The 15,586-nt window shown below is 71.5% G+C and carries 15 protein-coding genes; 12 read left to right on the forward strand and 3 right to left on the reverse strand.

The genetic code is table 11. The annotated features are described in order from the left end of the window. Window positions 1-120 precede the first annotated feature (120 nt). A complete protein-coding gene (gene leuE, locus ACQP17_RS20425; protein ID WP_433857570.1) occupies window positions 121-786 on the reverse strand; it encodes a leucine efflux protein LeuE in 666 nt (221 codons plus the stop codon). A gap of 113 nt (window positions 787-899) precedes the next feature. Between leuE and ACQP17_RS20430 the strand changes: the two genes are divergently transcribed. Further along, the gene (locus ACQP17_RS20430; protein WP_433857571.1) at window positions 900-1,379 is read left to right on the forward strand and encodes a MerR family transcriptional regulator; all 480 of its coding nucleotides are present in this window, start codon (window positions 900-902) and stop codon (window positions 1,377-1,379) included. A gap of 54 nt (window positions 1,380-1,433) precedes the next feature. Here ACQP17_RS20430 and ACQP17_RS20435 read toward each other — a convergent pair whose 3' ends face one another. Then, window positions 1,434-1,802: a YbjQ family protein gene (locus ACQP17_RS20435; protein WP_189100660.1), complete on the reverse strand. Its 369-nt coding sequence runs from the start codon at window positions 1,800-1,802 to the stop codon at window positions 1,434-1,436. 208 nt (window positions 1,803-2,010) lie between these two features. On the opposite strand from ACQP17_RS20435, the gene ACQP17_RS20440 reads away from it, so the two are divergent. The 10 genes from ACQP17_RS20440 to ACQP17_RS20485 all read left to right on the forward strand — a co-directional run bounded on the left by ACQP17_RS20440 (window position 2,011) and on the right by ACQP17_RS20485 (window position 12,940). Then, a complete protein-coding gene (locus ACQP17_RS20440) occupies window positions 2,011-2,712 on the forward strand; it encodes a DedA family protein (RefSeq protein ID WP_433857572.1) in 702 nt (233 codons plus the stop codon). 246 nt (window positions 2,713-2,958) lie between these two features. Further along, the gene (locus tag ACQP17_RS20445; RefSeq protein ID WP_433857573.1) at window positions 2,959-4,704 is read left to right on the forward strand and encodes a threonine/serine exporter family protein; all 1,746 of its coding nucleotides are present in this window, start codon (window positions 2,959-2,961) and stop codon (window positions 4,702-4,704) included. A gap of 454 nt (window positions 4,705-5,158) precedes the next feature. Next, window positions 5,159-7,033: an ABC transporter ATP-binding protein gene (locus ACQP17_RS20450; protein WP_433857574.1), complete on the forward strand. Its 1,875-nt coding sequence runs from the start codon at window positions 5,159-5,161 to the stop codon at window positions 7,031-7,033. Then, a complete protein-coding gene (locus tag ACQP17_RS20455) occupies window positions 7,030-8,526 on the forward strand; it encodes a phytoene desaturase family protein (RefSeq protein WP_433857575.1) in 1,497 nt (498 codons plus the stop codon). Before ACQP17_RS20450 ends, ACQP17_RS20455 begins: the two co-directional genes overlap by 4 nt. 299 nt (window positions 8,527-8,825) lie before the next feature. Next, window positions 8,826-9,584 carry a class I SAM-dependent methyltransferase gene (locus ACQP17_RS20460; RefSeq protein ID WP_433857576.1) on the forward strand — a complete coding sequence of 253 codons (759 nt, stop codon included), beginning with the start codon at window positions 8,826-8,828 and terminating at the stop codon, window positions 9,582-9,584. 64 nt (window positions 9,585-9,648) lie between these two features. Continuing rightward, a complete protein-coding gene (locus tag ACQP17_RS20465) occupies window positions 9,649-9,978 on the forward strand; it encodes a helix-turn-helix domain-containing protein (RefSeq protein ID WP_229700096.1) in 330 nt (109 codons plus the stop codon). Window positions 9,979-10,260: 282 nt separating this feature from the next. Further along, entirely contained in the window at window positions 10,261-11,067 is an 807-nt protein-coding gene (locus ACQP17_RS20470; protein ID WP_433857577.1) for an alpha/beta fold hydrolase, read from the forward strand. A gap of 1 nt (window position 11,068) precedes the next feature. After that, a complete protein-coding gene (locus ACQP17_RS20475) occupies window positions 11,069-11,656 on the forward strand; it encodes a hypothetical protein (RefSeq protein ID WP_433857578.1) in 588 nt (195 codons plus the stop codon). Window positions 11,657-11,778: 122 nt separating this feature from the next. Next, window positions 11,779-11,973 carry a linaridin family RiPP gene (locus tag ACQP17_RS20480; protein WP_329148114.1) on the forward strand — a complete coding sequence of 65 codons (195 nt, stop codon included), beginning with the start codon at window positions 11,779-11,781 and terminating at the stop codon, window positions 11,971-11,973. Window positions 11,974-12,085: 112 nt separating this feature from the next. After that, entirely contained in the window at window positions 12,086-12,940 is an 855-nt protein-coding gene (locus tag ACQP17_RS20485; RefSeq protein ID WP_433857579.1) for a hypothetical protein, read from the forward strand. Between the two features lie 310 nt (window positions 12,941-13,250). On the opposite strand, the gene ACQP17_RS20490 is transcribed toward ACQP17_RS20485, so the two are convergent. After that, the gene (locus tag ACQP17_RS20490) at window positions 13,251-13,745 is read right to left on the reverse strand and encodes an inorganic diphosphatase (RefSeq protein ID WP_018959738.1); all 495 of its coding nucleotides are present in this window, start codon (window positions 13,743-13,745) and stop codon (window positions 13,251-13,253) included. Between the two features lie 86 nt (window positions 13,746-13,831). On the opposite strand from ACQP17_RS20490, the gene dacB reads away from it, so the two are divergent. Continuing rightward, window positions 13,832-15,439 (forward strand): D-alanyl-D-alanine carboxypeptidase/D-alanyl-D-alanine endopeptidase, encoded by a 1,608-nt coding sequence (gene dacB, locus ACQP17_RS20495; RefSeq protein WP_433857580.1) that lies wholly within the window; start codon window positions 13,832-13,834, stop codon window positions 15,437-15,439. The last annotated feature ends 147 nt before the right edge of the window (window positions 15,440-15,586 follow it).

The raw sequence follows: 15,586 nt of genomic DNA on the forward strand, positions 1-15,586 counted from the left end.
AAGGGCATCAGGGGCGGGTGGCCTCCAGGGCTCACCCAGTGGAAGCGGGTGCGGGCGGGCGGCCGCCCCGGAGGACCGCCACCCGCCCGCACCCGTCCCGTACGAGTCGCCCAGCCCGCGCTAGCCCGCGCTCGCCAGCGACAGCTTCGCCGCGAAGCCGAGGAACGCCGCCCCGGCGCCCGCCGACAGCCCGGCCGTCAGTCGCCGGCGCCGGCGGAAGGTCGCCGCCAGATACGTCCCGCTGAAGATCAGGACCGACAGATACGTGAGGCTGAACAGCTGTGCCCAGGCGCCCAGCGTCAGGAACGACAGCACCGGATGGGCGTACGAGGGGTCCACGAACTGCACGAAGAAGGAGATGAAGAACAAGATCGCCTTCGGGTTGAGCAGACTGACCACCAGCGCCCGGCGGTACGGCCGCTCGACGGCCTCCTTCGCCGCCCGCGGCGCCCGCTCCGCCTCTTGGTCCCGGCGGTCCTGACGGCCGCGCCACAGCGCCCAGGCGCCGCGTAGCATCCCGGCCGCCAGCCACGTCAGATAGCCCGCGCCGGCGAACTTGACGACGGCGAACAGCACCGGGCTGGTCTGCAGCAGCGAGGCCACCCCGCCCGCCGACAGCGTCATCAGCACGGTGTCGCCGCACAGCACACCGGCCGCCGCCCGGTAGGCCACCCGCGGGCCGCGCCGGGCGGCCACCGACACGACATAGAGCGAGTTCGGGCCCGGCAGCAGAATGATCAGCGCCAGCCCCACCAGATAGGTGGACAGATCCGTTATCCCCAGCATGAGCGGCAGGATCTCACCCGTGTGCGGCCCGCTCCCCGTATTCCAGGATCCGGACTTGCCCCTCACGCGGCGTGAGGAGCCATCGTGGGGTGCGTACCGAGGAGGGAGCGGACGTGAGCTATCCGGTAGGGCAGGTGGCCGGCCTCGCCGGGATCACCGTGCGTACCTTGCACCACTACGACGAGATCGGGCTGCTGCCGCCCGGTGAGCGCAGCCCCGCAGGTCACCGCCGCTACGGCGAGGACGACCTGGACCGGCTGCAGCAGATCCTCTTCTACCGGGAGCTCGGGTTCCCGCTCGATGAGGTCGCGGTCCTCCTGGACGATCCGGACGCGGACCCGCAGGACCATCTGCGGCGCCGGCACGACCTCCGGGGCGTGCCGGCGGACGCCGCCGAGGCCATGGACGTCGCCGAGGAGCACCGGCGGTTCATCAGCGGCGCGTACTACGGGTGCAGCCACGAGACGCATGCCGGGCTCGGCGAGATGTACGTCACGGACGAGCGGTTCACCGCCACCTACGAGGCCATCCGGCCCGGCCTCGCGGTGTACCTGCGCGACGCGATGCCGGCCAACGCCGTCCGCCGGCTGTGAGCCGTCCGGGCCGGGCACTCGCGCCCCGGCCCGGACGGTGCCGCGCCGGCGCGCTCAGCTCAGCGGGGAGAGCACCACGGCCGTGCCGTAGGCGCACACCTCGGTGCCCACGTCCGCGGCCTCCGTCACATCGAAGCGGAACATCAGCACCGCGTTCGCACCCCGCGAGCGGGCCTGCTCCACCAGCCGCTCCATCGCCTGGTTACGGGTCTCGACCAGGGTCTTGGTCAGGCCCCGCAGCTCGCCGCCGATCATCGACTTCAGGCCCGCGCCGATCTGGCTGCCGAGGTGCCGCGAGCGCACCGTCAGGCCGAAGACCTCGCCGATCACCCGTTCCACGTGAAACCCCGGGACGTCGTTGGTCGTCACCACCAGGACGTCGGACTGGGCGTGCTGCCCGCCGCCGTACTCCTCGATGCCCATGCCGCACACCTCCTCGTGGCCAGCATCACCCGGTCCGGGGCCCGCGGCCAGCGGTCGGGGGCCGTCGGGTGGGGGCGCGGGCGCCCGCCTGGAACCACGACGTGCCGTCCGGCGTTGATAGCTTTGGGCCCGCACACGCGCCTGCACCCCGTCGCTTCGCTCGTCGCACCGCACGATCCGGCGCCCTCGACCCAGGAGCCTTCACCCCGTGAATACTCTCGCGCTCGGCCCCCAGTGGCTGGACCCGGACTATCTGATCGCGACCTTCGGCCTGATCGGCGTCCTGGTCATCGTCTTCGCGGAGTCCGGCCTGCTGATCGGCTTCTTCCTGCCGGGTGACGCGCTGCTGTTCACCACGGGCCTGCTGGTGACGACGAACAAGCTGGACCAGCCGCTGGCGCTGGTGTGCTTCCTGATCGTGCTCGCGGCCGTCATCGGCGATCAGGTGGGCTACCTCTTCGGCCGCAAGGTCGGCCCCTCGCTCTTCAAGCGCCCCGACTCCCGCCTCTTCAAGCAGGAGAACGTCGAGAAGGCGCACGAGTTCTTCGAGAAGTACGGCCCCAAGTCGCTGATCCTGGCCCGCTTCGTGCCGATCGTGCGGACGTTCACGCCGATCATCGCCGGTGTGAGCCGGATGAACTACCGCTCCTTCATCACCTTCAACGTCGTCGGCGGTGTCCTGTGGGGCGCCGGGGTCACGCTGCTCGGCGCCCTGCTCGGCAACGTCGCCTTCGTCCACAAGAACATCGAGCTGATCCTCATCGCGATCGTGCTGGTCTCGGTGGTGCCGATCGCCATCGAGTTCCTCCGGGCGCGCGGCAAGGCCAAGAAGGAAGGCAGCGCGCCGGACACCCACGGGGGCGGCGCCCCCGCCGAGCCCTCGCGCCGCGGCCGGCACGCCAAGCGCTGACCGCGCGCCCGGCCCCGCCGCCGGGCTCCCTGCCACGCCGCGCCACACCCTTCGCCTCCGCCCGCCTCCCCCGGGAGGCCGCCCGCGGTGCTTGCTCCCCGGGGCCCTGGGCAGGCGAAAGGGGTGACTTCCTCCGATCCGCACGGCGCCACAGCCGAAAACGCCCGCCCCAAGGAAGCGCAGCGCACGGCCATCAGGCATCGTGTCCTTGACATCCGTCAGGAGGCTTACGAGGAGCGAAGATCCGTGGCGTCGGACCCACAGCGCGGCCAGCGCGGTACCAGCGGCAGCAGCGGCGGCAGCGGTGCCCCGGACCGCGGCGCCGCCCCCGAGGAGCGCAAGCCCGCGTCGGACGAGGCGCACAGCGCCTTCACCCCGCCGCTGGGCGTGCCGTACCCGCCGGCCCCCGAGGAGGAGCATCCCACCTCGGAGTTCGCGCTGCCCGCCGGGCTGCGCCCGGAGACGCCGGCCGAGCAGGAGGGCTCGGCGTTCACGCCGCCCAGCAGCACCACCGGCCAGCACCCGATGCCCGTCGGCGCCACCGCCATGGGCGCCGCCTTCACCCCGCCGCACGGCATACCGGTCGTCCGCCTCACCAAGGAGGCGCCCTGGCAGGACCGGATGCGCACGATGCTGCGGATGCCGGTGGGGGAGCGGCCGGTGCCCGAGCGCCCGGAGCGCGACGACGAGGAGACCGGTCCGGCCGTTCCCCGCGTCCTCGACCTGACGCTGCGTATCGGCGAGATCCTGCTGGCCGGCGGCGAGGGCGCGGAGGACGTCGAGGCCGCGATGTTCGGTGTGGCGCACGCCTACGGGCTGGAGCGCGTCGAGCCGACCGTCACGTTCACCCTGCTGTCGATCTCCTACCAGCCCTCGCTGGTCGACGACCCGGTGACGGCCAGCCGCACGGTCCGGCGCCGCGGCGTCGACTACAACCGGCTGTCCGCGGTCTTCCGGCTCGTCGACGACATCGCCTCGGAGGGCATCACCCTTGAGGAGGCCTACCGCGGTCTCGCCGAGATCCGGCGTAACCGCCACCCGTACCCCAGCTGGGCGCTGACCCTGGCCTCCGGGCTGCTGTCCGGCGCGGCCTCGATGCTGGTCGGCGGTCAGGAACTGGTGTTCGTCGCGGCCGCGGTGGGCTCGATGCTCGGCGACCGGCTGGCCTGGCTCGCCTCCGGGCGCGGGCTGCCGGAGTTCTACCAGTTCGTGGTCGCCGCGATGCCGCCCGCCGCGGTCGGCGTCGCCTTCGGTCTGGCGCACGCCAGCATCCAGGCGTCCGCGGTGATCACCGGTGGGCTGTTCGCGCTGATCCCGGGGCGGGCCCTGGTCGCCGGTGTGCACGACGGGCTGACGGGCTACTACATCACCGCCGCCGCACGTCTGCTGGAGGTCGGCTATCTCATCGTCGGCATCGTCGTCGGCGTGCTCAGCGTGCTCTATATCGGTCTGCAGCTGAACCCCGCCCTGCGGCGGCTCAACCCGGAGCAGGCGCTGGGTCAGTACAACGCGCCGACGGTCCAGATCATCGCCGCCATGCTGCTGGCGCTGGCCTTCTGTGTGCTGCTCCAACAGGAACGCAACACCGTGGCGTTCGCGACGCTGAACGGCGGGGTCGCCTGGGTCGTCTACGGCACCCTCGTGCACCGCGCCGACATCAATGTGGTGCCGGCCACCGCCATCGCCGCCGGCGTGGTCGGACTCTTCGGGCAGTTGCTCTCCCGCTACCGCTACGCGTCGGCGCTGCCGTACGTCACGGCGGCCATCGGCCCGCTGCTGCCCGGTAGCGCCACGTACTTCGGTCTGCTCAACTTCGCCCAGGGGCATCTGGCGCAGGGGCTGCCGTCCCTGGTGCAGGCCGCCTCGCTGGCGCTCGCCATCGCCGTCGGGGTGAACCTCGGTGCCGAGATCGCCCGGCTGTTCCTGCGCGCGCCCGGCGTCGAGGAGGCCGCCGCCGGCCGCCGCGCCGCCAAGCGCACCCGTGGTTTCTAGGGCGGGACGCGGCGTCATCGGACGGGGCGCCCCGGCCGGAAAAGTACCTCATCGGGTGGAGGGCGAATCCTTGGCGCGCTCCACGCCCACCGCGGGTGCCGCCCACCGGGCGGCACCCGCGGTGCGGTCGGTGCCTGCGGCCGCACCGGCCGGCCGTCCTCCAGGGTGCTCGGCAGGCCGTATGCGACCGCTTCCCAAGTAAGCAGCGCAGCACTTAACTGACGCCTTTCGCGCACTGCTGCCTTTTGCCCGAGGGTGCCGCGCCGGCACATCAAGTAACCCATAACTTGATACCGGACGGCGTGCTAGCTTCGAACACCTTGACGACGAATCCCCAGCAGACCGGGCTGTCGCGCGCAAAAAAGCGACTGTCGTCAAAACGGGGGGAGCACTCATGGCGGGTCATGCGCACAGAGCGAGCCTGAGAGGCGGGACCGAAAACGGCGCCGAGTCGGTGGCCGGTGTCTTTCGACAACACACCACGCTGCTGGTCACGGGCGTGCTGCTGGGGCTGCTCGGGGTCGCCGCCTCGCTCACCCAGCCCTGGGCCATCGGCAAACTGATCGCGGCGGCGGGCCGCGACGAGTCGCTGGCACAACCCATCGCCCAGCTCGTCGGGCTCTTCTGCGCGGGCGCCCTCTTTTCCTCGCTCCAGGCCTACATTATCGGCCGGGCCGGGGAGAATATCGTCTTCGACGTCCGAGAGATCCTGACCGGCCGGCTGCTGCGCGCCGATCTCACCGCATTCGGAAAACAATCCCAGGGCGATATCTTCACCCGCACGGTCACCGATACCTCACTGGTGAAAATCGCCCTTTCGCAGAGCCTGGCCCAACTGATCATCAGCGGTGCCACGGTCATCGGCGGCGTCGTCCTGATGTTCCTCATCGACACCTGGCTGATGCTCATCACCATGAGCTGCCTGGGAGCCGCCAGCGTCCTGTCCCTCGCGCTCGCCCGCAAGCTGCGCAAGGTCGCCCTGGAGAACCGCGACGACACCGGCGAATTCGCGAGCGACATCCAGCGGGTGCTCTCCGCGCTGCCCACGGTCAAGGCCTCCCGCGCCGAGCCCCGCGAGGCCGCCCGGATCGGCAGGCTGGCCGACCAGGCGCGGCGTTCGGGCATCCGGGTCAACGCCTTCAACGCCCTGCTCATGCCGTCGATGAACGTCGGCACGCAGGGCGCGCTGGCCGTCGTCGTGGGCGTCGGGATGTCCTGGGTGGCCCGCGGCGAGATGAACATGGCCACGCTCACCTCGTTCATCATGTACCTCTTCCAACTGGTCTCGCCCCTGGTGACGTTCTTCATGGGGGTGGGCCAGTTCGTCCAGGGCCGGGCCGCCATCCAGCGGGTCGACGAACTGGCCCGGCTGCCCCAGGAGGGCGGCGGCGCGACGGCCGGCCGGGCCCCCGCGGCCTTCGGACCGCTCGCCCGGCAACGCCCGGCGGTGGAGTTCCACGACGTGCGGTTCGCCTACCGGCGCGGGAAGCAGGAGGACCGCACGCCGGTGCTCCGGGGCGTCTCGTTCACCGTGCCGGCGCGCGGGCTGACCGCGATCGTCGGACCGTCCGGCGCGGGCAAGACCACCATGTTCCAGCTGATCGAGCGCTTCTACGCGGCGGACGGCGGCCGCGTCCAGCTCAGCGGGCAGAACATCGAGGCGCTGCCGCTCGACACGGTCCGCGGGCTGGTCGGCTACGTCCAGCAGGACAGCGCCGCCATGCGCGGCACGGTCCGCGACAACCTGACCTACGCCCAGCCGCACGCGACGGAGTACGACATCCAGGAGGCGGTGGAGATGGCCGGCCTCACCACCGTGATCGCCCAGCTGCCGCAGGGCCTGGACACCGAACTCGGCGACCAGGGCAGCGGGTTGTCCGGCGGCCAGCGACAGCGCCTGTGCATCGCCCGCACCCTGCTGCAGAAGCCCGCGGTCATGCTGCTGGACGAGGCCACCTCCAATCTCGACTCCGACTCGGAGCGGGACTTCCGCGACGTGCTGCGCCGGGTCTCCCGGCAGTGCGCGGTCATCGCCATCGCCCACCGGATCTCCACGGTGATCGACGCCGAGAAGATCGTGGTGCTGGAGGGCGGCCGGGTCCGGGCCACCGGCGTCCACCAGGACCTGATGGAGCACGACGAGCTCTACCGGCGGCTGGCGGGCTCGCAACTGCACGCCGGACCCGGCCGGGCCGCCCCGGCGGCCGCCCCCGTGCCCATGGAACCCTGGGCACCGCCGCCCGCCCTCGCGATCGGCTGGCCCGCGTACGCCGGCCTCACCGAACAGACCGTGCGCCTGCGGCCGATCACCCAGGAGGAGCGCTGGTGAGCACCGCCGACGTGGCGATCGTGGGCACCGGGCCCAACGGGCTGGCGGCCGGGGTGGTCCTGGCCCGGGCCGGCCTGACGGTGGAGCTCTACGAGGGGGCCGAGACCCTCGGCGGCGGGCTGCGCACCGCCCCGCTCTTCGACAGCGGCGTCGTGCACGACCTGTGCTCCGCCGTCCACCCCATGGCCGCCGCCTCGCCGTTCTTCCGGGAGTTCGACCTGGCGGCCCGCGGGGTCGACCTCCTGCACCCCGAGATCAGCTACGCCCACCCCCTGGACGGCGGCCGCGCGGCCCTCGCCTACCGCTCGCTGGCCGAGACCTGTGCGCACCTGGGCGTCGACGGCCCCCGCTGGCGGCGGCTGATGGGCCCGCTGCGGGAGCACAGCGCGGGCGTCGTCGACCTGGTCTTCTCCGGCCCGCGCGGGCTGCCGCGGGACCCGGCGGCCGCCGTGCTGCTGGCGCACCGGCTGGCCGTCCACGGCACCGGGCTCGGCGCGGCACACTTCCGTGGCGAGGAGGCGGCCGCCCTGCTCACCGGCGTCGCCGCGCACGCGGTCGGCAAGCTGCCGAGCCTCGCCTCCGGCGCGGTGGCCCTGCTGCTCGGCCACCTCGCCCACGGGACGGGATGGCCCCTTCCGCGCGGCGGCAGCGGCCGCCTCGCCGAGGCGATGGCCCAGGACATCACCGCGCACGGCGGCGTCTTCCACACCGGGGTCACCATCGAGGACCTGGAGCAACTGCGCGGCGCCCGCGCGGTGTTGCTCGACACCAGCCCGAAGGGCTTCCTGGCCCTGGCCGGCGGCCGGCTGCCCCGCGCCTACGCCCGCGCCCTGGAGCGTTTCCGCTACGGCCCGGGCGCCGCCAAGGTCGACTTCCTGGTCTCCGAGCCGATTCCCTGGGCCGACCCGGCGGTGGGGCTGGCCGGAACGGTGCATCTGGGCGGCACCCGTGCCGAGATCGTCCGGCAGGAGACCCTGACCGCGCGCGGGGTGCGGACCGGCGAGCCCTTCGTCCTCCTCGTGGACCCGGCGGTGGCCGACCCCGGCCGCGCGCTGCCCGGCAAGCGCCCCGTGTGGGCCTACGCGCATGTGCCGAACGGCGATCCCACCGACCCCTACGAGCTGGTGCGCGCCCGCATCGAGCGCTACGCCCCGGGCTTCGGGGACACGGTCCTCGCCCACCGCTCGACGGCGGCTGCCCACTATGAGGCGTACAACCCCAACTACGTGGGCGGGGACATCGGTTCCGGCGCCATGACGCTGTATCAGAGCCTCGTCCGGCCCGTTCCCCGCATCGACCCTTACCGGACACCGCTGCCCGGGGTCTTCCTGTGCTCCTCGGCCACTCCGCCGGGGCCCGGTGTGCACGGCATGTCCGGCTATATGGCAGCTCTCTCCACCCTTCGGCGGTGTTTCGGTATACACAGTGCACCCGGCCTGGCGCCCACGCCCGTGCCATTCGGAAACGGCCCCGCCGGTAAATGCGGAGAGTGATGCGTGATGCTCCGTCAAGTGACGTACAGGGTGCGCTCGGTGGCGTGGAGCGGGCCGCCGAAAATTCATTGGACAGGCCATAGCGACCTGATATTGTCTCAAATGTAAGTACCCCCCCACACGCTCCGTTGAGGCGTCCTCACTGGATCGACAGGAACTGCTGGTCTGACCAACCATGCAGACGGCTGCGGTGATCCCGCGCCGCCTTGTTGGCGAATCACGTCTTGCCTCGTTCCAGCTCCTCGGCTTCGCGACGTTCCCATCGGCACCGGCAGTGGGGATAATGAGAGGAAGCTCGGGTGCAAAACGGGGTTGAAGACATTGGCTATGGGCGACAGTTCAAGGGCTGGTACGACCGGCTGATCCCGGATGACGGGATTACCGATGAGGCGGTGGAAGGGCTGGCGGCCCTCCATCCCGCACCCGGGACGGGAGCCCTTGAGTTCGGCGTCGGCACGGGGCGGATAGCCCTCCCGCTCTCCGCGCGTATCGGCCGGGTGACCGGCGTGGACTCCTCACCGGAGATGCTGGACGCACTGCGCGTCAAACTGAAGGACGGCGGCGACGTCGAGCCGGTGCACGGTGACATCCGCACCTATACCTCGGAATCCCGATACGCCCTCGTGTATTGCGTCTGCGCCACCCTGTCGATCCTGCACACCCCCGAGGACCAGCAGCAGGCCGTGCAGCGCGCGGCCGATCTCCTCACCCCCGGCGGCCGGCTGGTGATCGAGACCCACAACAAGCCGCCGATCCTGGAACTGCACGAGGGACGCACCCGCACCACCTACTTCGTCCCCTACCCGGAGCCCGGCACCGGTGTGCAGACCCACTCCACGCTGCTCGACGGCGGTCTGTGGCACTGCTCGCACATCCTCTACCAGCCCGACGGCACCACCCGGGTGGGATCCGAACTCACCCGGCTGACCACCCCGGACGACATCGACGGCTACGCCCGCGCGGCCGGGCTGCGGCCCGAGGCCCACCTGGCGCGGTGGGACGGCTCCCCGTACGGCGAGCGGGCCCCCATGTTCATCTGCTGCTACGTCAAGCCCTGAAAGACGGCAGCACACACAACAGCGCAGATGACAGAAGAGGGTTGCCGTGGGACGTCCTCCGATATTGCCGACCGACAAGAAATTCGCCCTCGTACTCAGAGTGGTGTCCGGTGAACTGACCGCAGCGGAAGCCGCGCGGGAAGCGGCGGTCTCCGAACAGTCCGTATCCAACTGGCGTCGACAGTTCATCGAGGGCGGCCGTAACGGCCTGGCCGGTGAAGGCGGCAGGGACTCCGAGAGCGCGTCGCGGATAGCGGAACTGATCAAAGAAAACGCCACGCTGAAGGCCACGATAGGCGAGCTTTACATAGAACTCCGGAAGTACAGCAGAAGTGTCATCGGCCGTGTTCCGGCGCCCCGGGGGAATACCCACCCCGGCCGGAGGGTCAACTAACTCATTATTTGAGTCCGGCCGTGCGTGCTAGATTCCTTGGTATCAGCCACTTCGAATCACGGGGGAGGGAATGTGGCGTCTTTGGAGCGCCAGTTTGCCGTAGGAATTTCCGGACTGGCGGGCGCGAGTCTGCTGGCCGGCGCAGTAATGCGATTCACCGGCAGACGTGAACGTGCGCGCCGCTTCATGCTGCACGAGCGGCCGGACGGAAGCCTTGTCGAGGTGGCCGTCGATATTCCTCCGCAGGCCCGTCGCGTTGTCCTGCTGGACAACGGTATGGGCATGCCCCATGAATACTGGGACTGGGTCTGCGGGGCGCTTCCCGCGGACATGGGATATGTGCGGTTCAACGCTCCCGGCTACGGGCTCAGCACACCGAGCACGCGCTACGGTCTGGAGCGGCATTTCGCGCTGCTGCAGGAATTGCGCGAGACGTACGCCGCCGGCCTCCCGCTGGTGCTGGCCGGCCACTCCCTCGGCGGGTACTTCGTCGCCGCCTATGCCTCGCTCCACCCCGGCGCGGCGGAAGGCGTGAGCGCGGTGGTCATGGTCGACGCCACCGACGTGGCCCATCTGCGCAGTTCCCGGCGCAGCGAGGTCGACCGCTGGTCGCAGCAGTCGATGCTCATGGAGCGGGTGTACGCCCTGGCCGGCCTGTCGGTCTTCCGCCCCGCCCTGAACAAGAACAAGACCTACCGCCCGGACATCAACCGGAGCTCCACCGCGTTCCTGGCGGAGCCCCGCACCTGGGCCCTGGCCTACCGGGACTACCTCGACGCGATGACCTACCCGGCCCTCACCGGCCTGGACGTCCCGCTGAGCGTGATCACGGCGGAGAACAACCACGGGGACAACGCCGCCCACCACGCGGTCCAGGCCAAGATGGCCGCCCTGGCGAAGAGTTCCCGCCACCGCATCATCGACGGCGCCGATCACGAGTCGCTGCTCACCGTCCAGGCACACGCCGAGCAGGTGGCAGCGGTGATCGCCGGCGATCCCCCGACCGGTCCGGCCGCCCCGCAACCACGGCGGCGGTCCGCCGCGGACCGTCCCGCCGCCAAGACCGCCGCGGGCGCGAAGAGGAGCTGACGTGAACCTGAGCGTGAACACCGAACGCGTGAAGACGGCCGCGGTCACGGCCTCGCTCGCCACCTGGCTCGTCGTGACCGCCGCGGCGCAGCTGCCCGATACGCGCTTCGACAGTCTCCTGTGGTGCGGCAAGCGGCGGATACCGACCCCCAACTGGCGCTTCTTCGGGCCGAATCCGGGCGTCAAGGACAGTCATCTGCTCTACCGGGACCTCACCGACGGCACGCCCGGCGAGTGGAAGGAGATCCCGGTCACCCGCGACCGGCCCTGGTACGCCCTCGCCTGGAACGCCCGCAACCGTTCCCCCAAGGCCCTGTTCGACGCCGTCCAGGGCATCCGCGCCCGCGCGGCGGCCGCCGGGTCGGAGATGGGCCCCGTGGTGTGGTCGCCCGGATACGTGCTGCTCTCCCGCTACATCCAGCACCACCTGCCGCACGCCGAAGGAGCCTCGCACAGCCAGTTCCTGCTGATGCACTCCTACCTCGCCGCCCCGGAGAACCGGGAGATCGAGCCCTTCTTCGTCTCCGAGGAGATCGCGCTGCCGACCGCCGGCACGCCCCGTCCCCGGACTCTTCCGACAGCCGCCTAGCAGTTTTTTCAGGCCCGCTCGGCCGGAAGCCGCGCACTCACTCGGCAGCTCCACCCCCGCGTGAGTCCGTGCCCTCCCGCCGAATGGCCGGAGTGCTCACAACCGAAAGAAAGAGGACAGCAATGTCTATGCTGGCTGACTTTGCCAACGCCCAGCTGGTCGACGTGGAGCCGGGCCGTATCGGCGCCGACGCGACCCCGACCATGATGACCCCGCTGGCGACCATCGCCACCCCGGAGGCGACGCCGATCGGTTTCGCGGCGACCTCCGCCACCGCGGTCGCGGTCGACAAGATCACGCACAACATCGCCGGCTGATCCATCGGCGACCGATCAATGAGGGCGGGGGCACGGTACGCCCGATACACGTACCGCGCCCCCGCCTTTTGATACCCACCTCATCCTCTCCACTCACAGGGAGCACTCACCCATGTTTCTCAGCGCTCCACCCGAGGTCACGGCACGCCGAGTGGCTTCGCTGGGCACGCTGGTCTCCGCACTGGAAATGCTGAGCCAGCACCGCAAGTTCGAGGAAGGTGAGCTGCTGAGCGGCCAACTGGAGAGCATGCGGCCCCGGTTCGCCAAGCGCTTTCCGCGGCTGACCCGCGCCCTCAGCTCCAAGAAGGCAGCGGTCGCCCTGTACGGAGTGCAGGCGGGTGCTTCCGCCGCCACCATGATCTGGGCGCACAAGCGCGGCGTGCGCGCGGCGGGCAGCGCCGTGCTGGCGGTGACCGGTGCGGCCGGCCGACTGCACACCCCCTTCGGCGGGGACGGCGCCGACCAGCTCCAGCAGGTGGTCAACGTGGTCCTCGCCTCGACCGGCACCTTCAAGGACGACGAGAAGGCCCGTGACGTGGCCATGCGCGCCCTGGCCCTGGAGACGACCATCTCCTACGTCGCCTCCGGCGTGGTCAAGCTGGTCTCCCCGGTGTGGCTGAGCGGGGAGGCCTTCAGCGGCGTCATCCGCACGCACAACTACGGGGACCCGCGCCTCTTCCAGCTGGTGCACAAGTACCCGATGCTGGGAAAGCTGGTGACCTGGGCCACGGTCGCCGCCGAGGTCGGCTTCCCGCTGGTCTTCGTGCTGCCCAAGCCCGCCGCCAAGGCCTATCTCGGCTCCATGACGCTGTTCCACCTGGGAATCGGTCAGTTCATGGGCCTCAACCGCTTCGTGCTGGCCTTCGGCGCCACCCACCCGGCACTGCTCTACGTCTTCCTGGAGAACGAGAAGCGCGCCGCACCGGTCGAGAAGGCCGCCGCGGCCCCCGCCCTCGCCTCCGCGTGACGGCTGCCCCTCACCCGGGGCCCGCCAGCCGTTCCCGTCCACGCCCACGCCCCGCGCGGGGCCGAGCCTCCTGCGGGCCGTCGCAGGCCGCCCAAGGCGCCTCCGCGCACGGCCGCCGCGCCCCTGCCCGCGGCCGGAGCCGGCCCGACCCCGCCCCGCCCCGGACACCGCCGTCCGCCGGCGACCCGTGACACGCACGACGGGCGGCACCCGACTGGGTGCCGCCCGTTCGCGTACGAAAATCAGAGTGCCCCTCCCGGCGCACGGCGGCCGCGGGAAGCGGGCCGGACGCCGGGTCGGTGACCCTGGATCAGTGCGCGCCGCCCTGCGCCTCAAGGCGCTTGTAGGAGGCCTCGATCTCGGCCTCGGCCTCGGTGCGGCCGACCCAGTCGGCGCCCTCGACGGACTTGCCGGGCTCCAGGTCCTTGTAGACCTCGAAGAAGTGCTGGATCTCCAGGCGGTCGAACTCCGACACGTGGTGGATGTCCCGCAGGTGCTCCACGCGCGGGTCGGACGCCGGCACGCACAGCAGCTTGTCGTCGCCGCCGGCCTCGTCGGTCATCCGGAACATGCCGATGGCACGGCACTTGATGAGGCAGCCGGGGAAGGTCGGCTCGTCCAGGATGACCAGGGCGTCCAGCGGGTCGCCGTCCTCGCCCAGGGTGTTCTCGACAAAGCCGTAGTCGGCCGGGTAGCTGGTCGAGGTGAAGAGTCGACGGTCCAGGCGGATCCGACCGGTCTCGTGGTCCACCTCGTACTTGTTCCGCGAACCCTTCGGGATCTCGATGGTGACGTCGAACTCCACGGGTGGCTCCTCCATGATCAACACATACGTCTGGTGATTAAGTGTCCCCCACGCAGGTGTGTGGTGGCGAAAGGGGCTGGTCCGAGGTGCCGGAGACCAGAACGTGGCAGGTCAGATGGCAGTCGGCGCAGCGTTCCGCGCGCACGGCGGCGGGGTCGGCCGGGCAGGCCGTGCGCACGTCGGCGCATGCCGCGAACCGGTCGGCGCGGGCAGCGGCCGATGCCGCACGGCAGGCCTGGCAGGCCACACCGCGTCACACACAGCAGACCTGGCGGCTCACGGTGGTCTCCGCGGGCACCGGCCTGGCGGTCGCGCTCGTCGCGGTGGCGGCGGCCGGACCGTGGGACTCGGGTCAGCGTACGGCCGAGCGCGCGGAGGCGGCGGTGATGGACGGCGCCAGTGGCGAGCATCACGCCGCGCAGCCGGCTCCCGCACCCAGCGCACCGGCCGTGCTGCCCGCGCTCGGCGCCCCCGCGCACGGTGCCGCCGGCCGCGGCGCGGCCCCCGTGCCCACCGACGCCGGGCTGGCCGACGCGCTCGCCCCGCTGCTGGCGGACCCGGCCCTCGGCCCGGTGCGCACGGCCTCCGTCGTGGACGTCGCCGCCGGCCGGGAGGTCTTCGGCGACGGGCAGAACAAGGCCGCCACCCCCGCCTCCACGGTCAAGCTCGCCACCGCCGTCGCCGCGCTCTCCGTGCTCGGCCCCGACCACCGCATCGACACCGGCGTCGTGCTGTCCGGCAAGGACCGCATCGTGCTGGTCGGCGCCGGCGACCCCACCCTCACCGCCCGGGCCCCGCGGCACGGTGCCGAGGAGCAGCCCGCGAATCTGCGCACCCTCGCAGACGCCACCGCCCGCGCCCTCAAGCGGCGCCACCTCACCAAGGTCGGCCTCGGCTACGACACCGGCGCCTACTCGGGCCCCGTCGAGCACCCCATCGGCCCGAACGAGAACCTCGCCCCGGTCACCGCGCTGATGGCCGACGAGGCCCGCCTCGACGACAGCGAGCACGGCCCGGCGCCCCGCGAGTCCGACCCGGCCCACGCCGCGGCCCGCACCTTCGCCGGCCTGCTCCACCAGCGCGGCATCACCGTCGACGGCGACCCGGCCGGTGCCAAGGCGCCCCGGAAGCCCGAGCGGATCGCCGCCGTCCACTCCCTGCCGCTGTCCGGGCTCGTCGAGCGGATGCTCACCAACAGCGACAACGACATCGCCGAGGCCCTGGCCCGGCAGACCGCGCTCGGCTCCCGTCGTCCGGCCAGCTTCGCGGGCGCCGGGGACGCCGTCCGCACCGCCCTTGCCCGGCAGCACCTGCCGCTGTCCGGTGCCGTCTTCAAGGACGGCAGCGGCCTGAACCGCGACGACAAGGTCAGCGCCGGCCTGCTCTCCCACCTCCTGCTGCAGGCCGCGGCGAGCGACCACCCGGCCCTGCGCCCGGTCGTCACCGGCCTGCCGGTGGCCGCCTTCACCGGCACTCTCAGCAACCGCTACCGGGGCCAGAGCGCCGGCGCCGGCGCCGTCCGCGCCAAGACCGGCACCCTCACCGGCGTGAACACCCTGGCCGGCACCGTCGTCGACGCCGACGGCCGCCTCCTGGTCTTCTCCTTCATGACCACCGGCACCACCGACCCCCAAGGCGCCCAGTCCGCCCTGGACAAACTCGCCTCAGCAGTAGCCAACTGCGGCTGCCGCTAAGGCGGAACAGCAGACACCGACCCGCCACCTCCACCCCCACCGGCCCTCCTCCCTCCCCCCACGGGAGGGGGCGGGCCGGAGGGGTCGGTGTGTGGGACGTAAAGCGAAGCAGTCCCACACACCGACCCCGGAGGCCCGTCACCGCAC

It is taken from the genome of Streptomyces kronopolitis (genome assembly GCF_050953795.1).
Lineage (GTDB): Bacteria > Actinomycetota > Actinomycetes > Streptomycetales > Streptomycetaceae > Streptomyces > Streptomyces kronopolitis_A.

Excerpts from the sequence above, each read along its gene's own strand:
- leuE (WP_433857570.1), bottom strand. The coding sequence starts at position 786 with ATGCTGGGGATAACGGATCTGTCCACCTATCTGGTGGGGCTGGCGCTG.
- ACQP17_RS20435 (WP_189100660.1), bottom strand. The coding sequence starts at position 1,802 with ATGGGCATCGAGGAGTACGGCGGCGGGCAGCACGCCCAGTCCGACGTC.
- ACQP17_RS20480 (WP_329148114.1), top strand. The coding sequence starts at position 11,779 with ATGTCTATGCTGGCTGACTTTGCCAACGCCCAGCTGGTCGACGTGGAG.
- ACQP17_RS20470 (WP_433857577.1), top strand. The coding sequence starts at position 10,261 with ATGCCCCATGAATACTGGGACTGGGTCTGCGGGGCGCTTCCCGCGGAC.
- ACQP17_RS20485 (WP_433857579.1), top strand. The coding sequence starts at position 12,086 with ATGTTTCTCAGCGCTCCACCCGAGGTCACGGCACGCCGAGTGGCTTCG.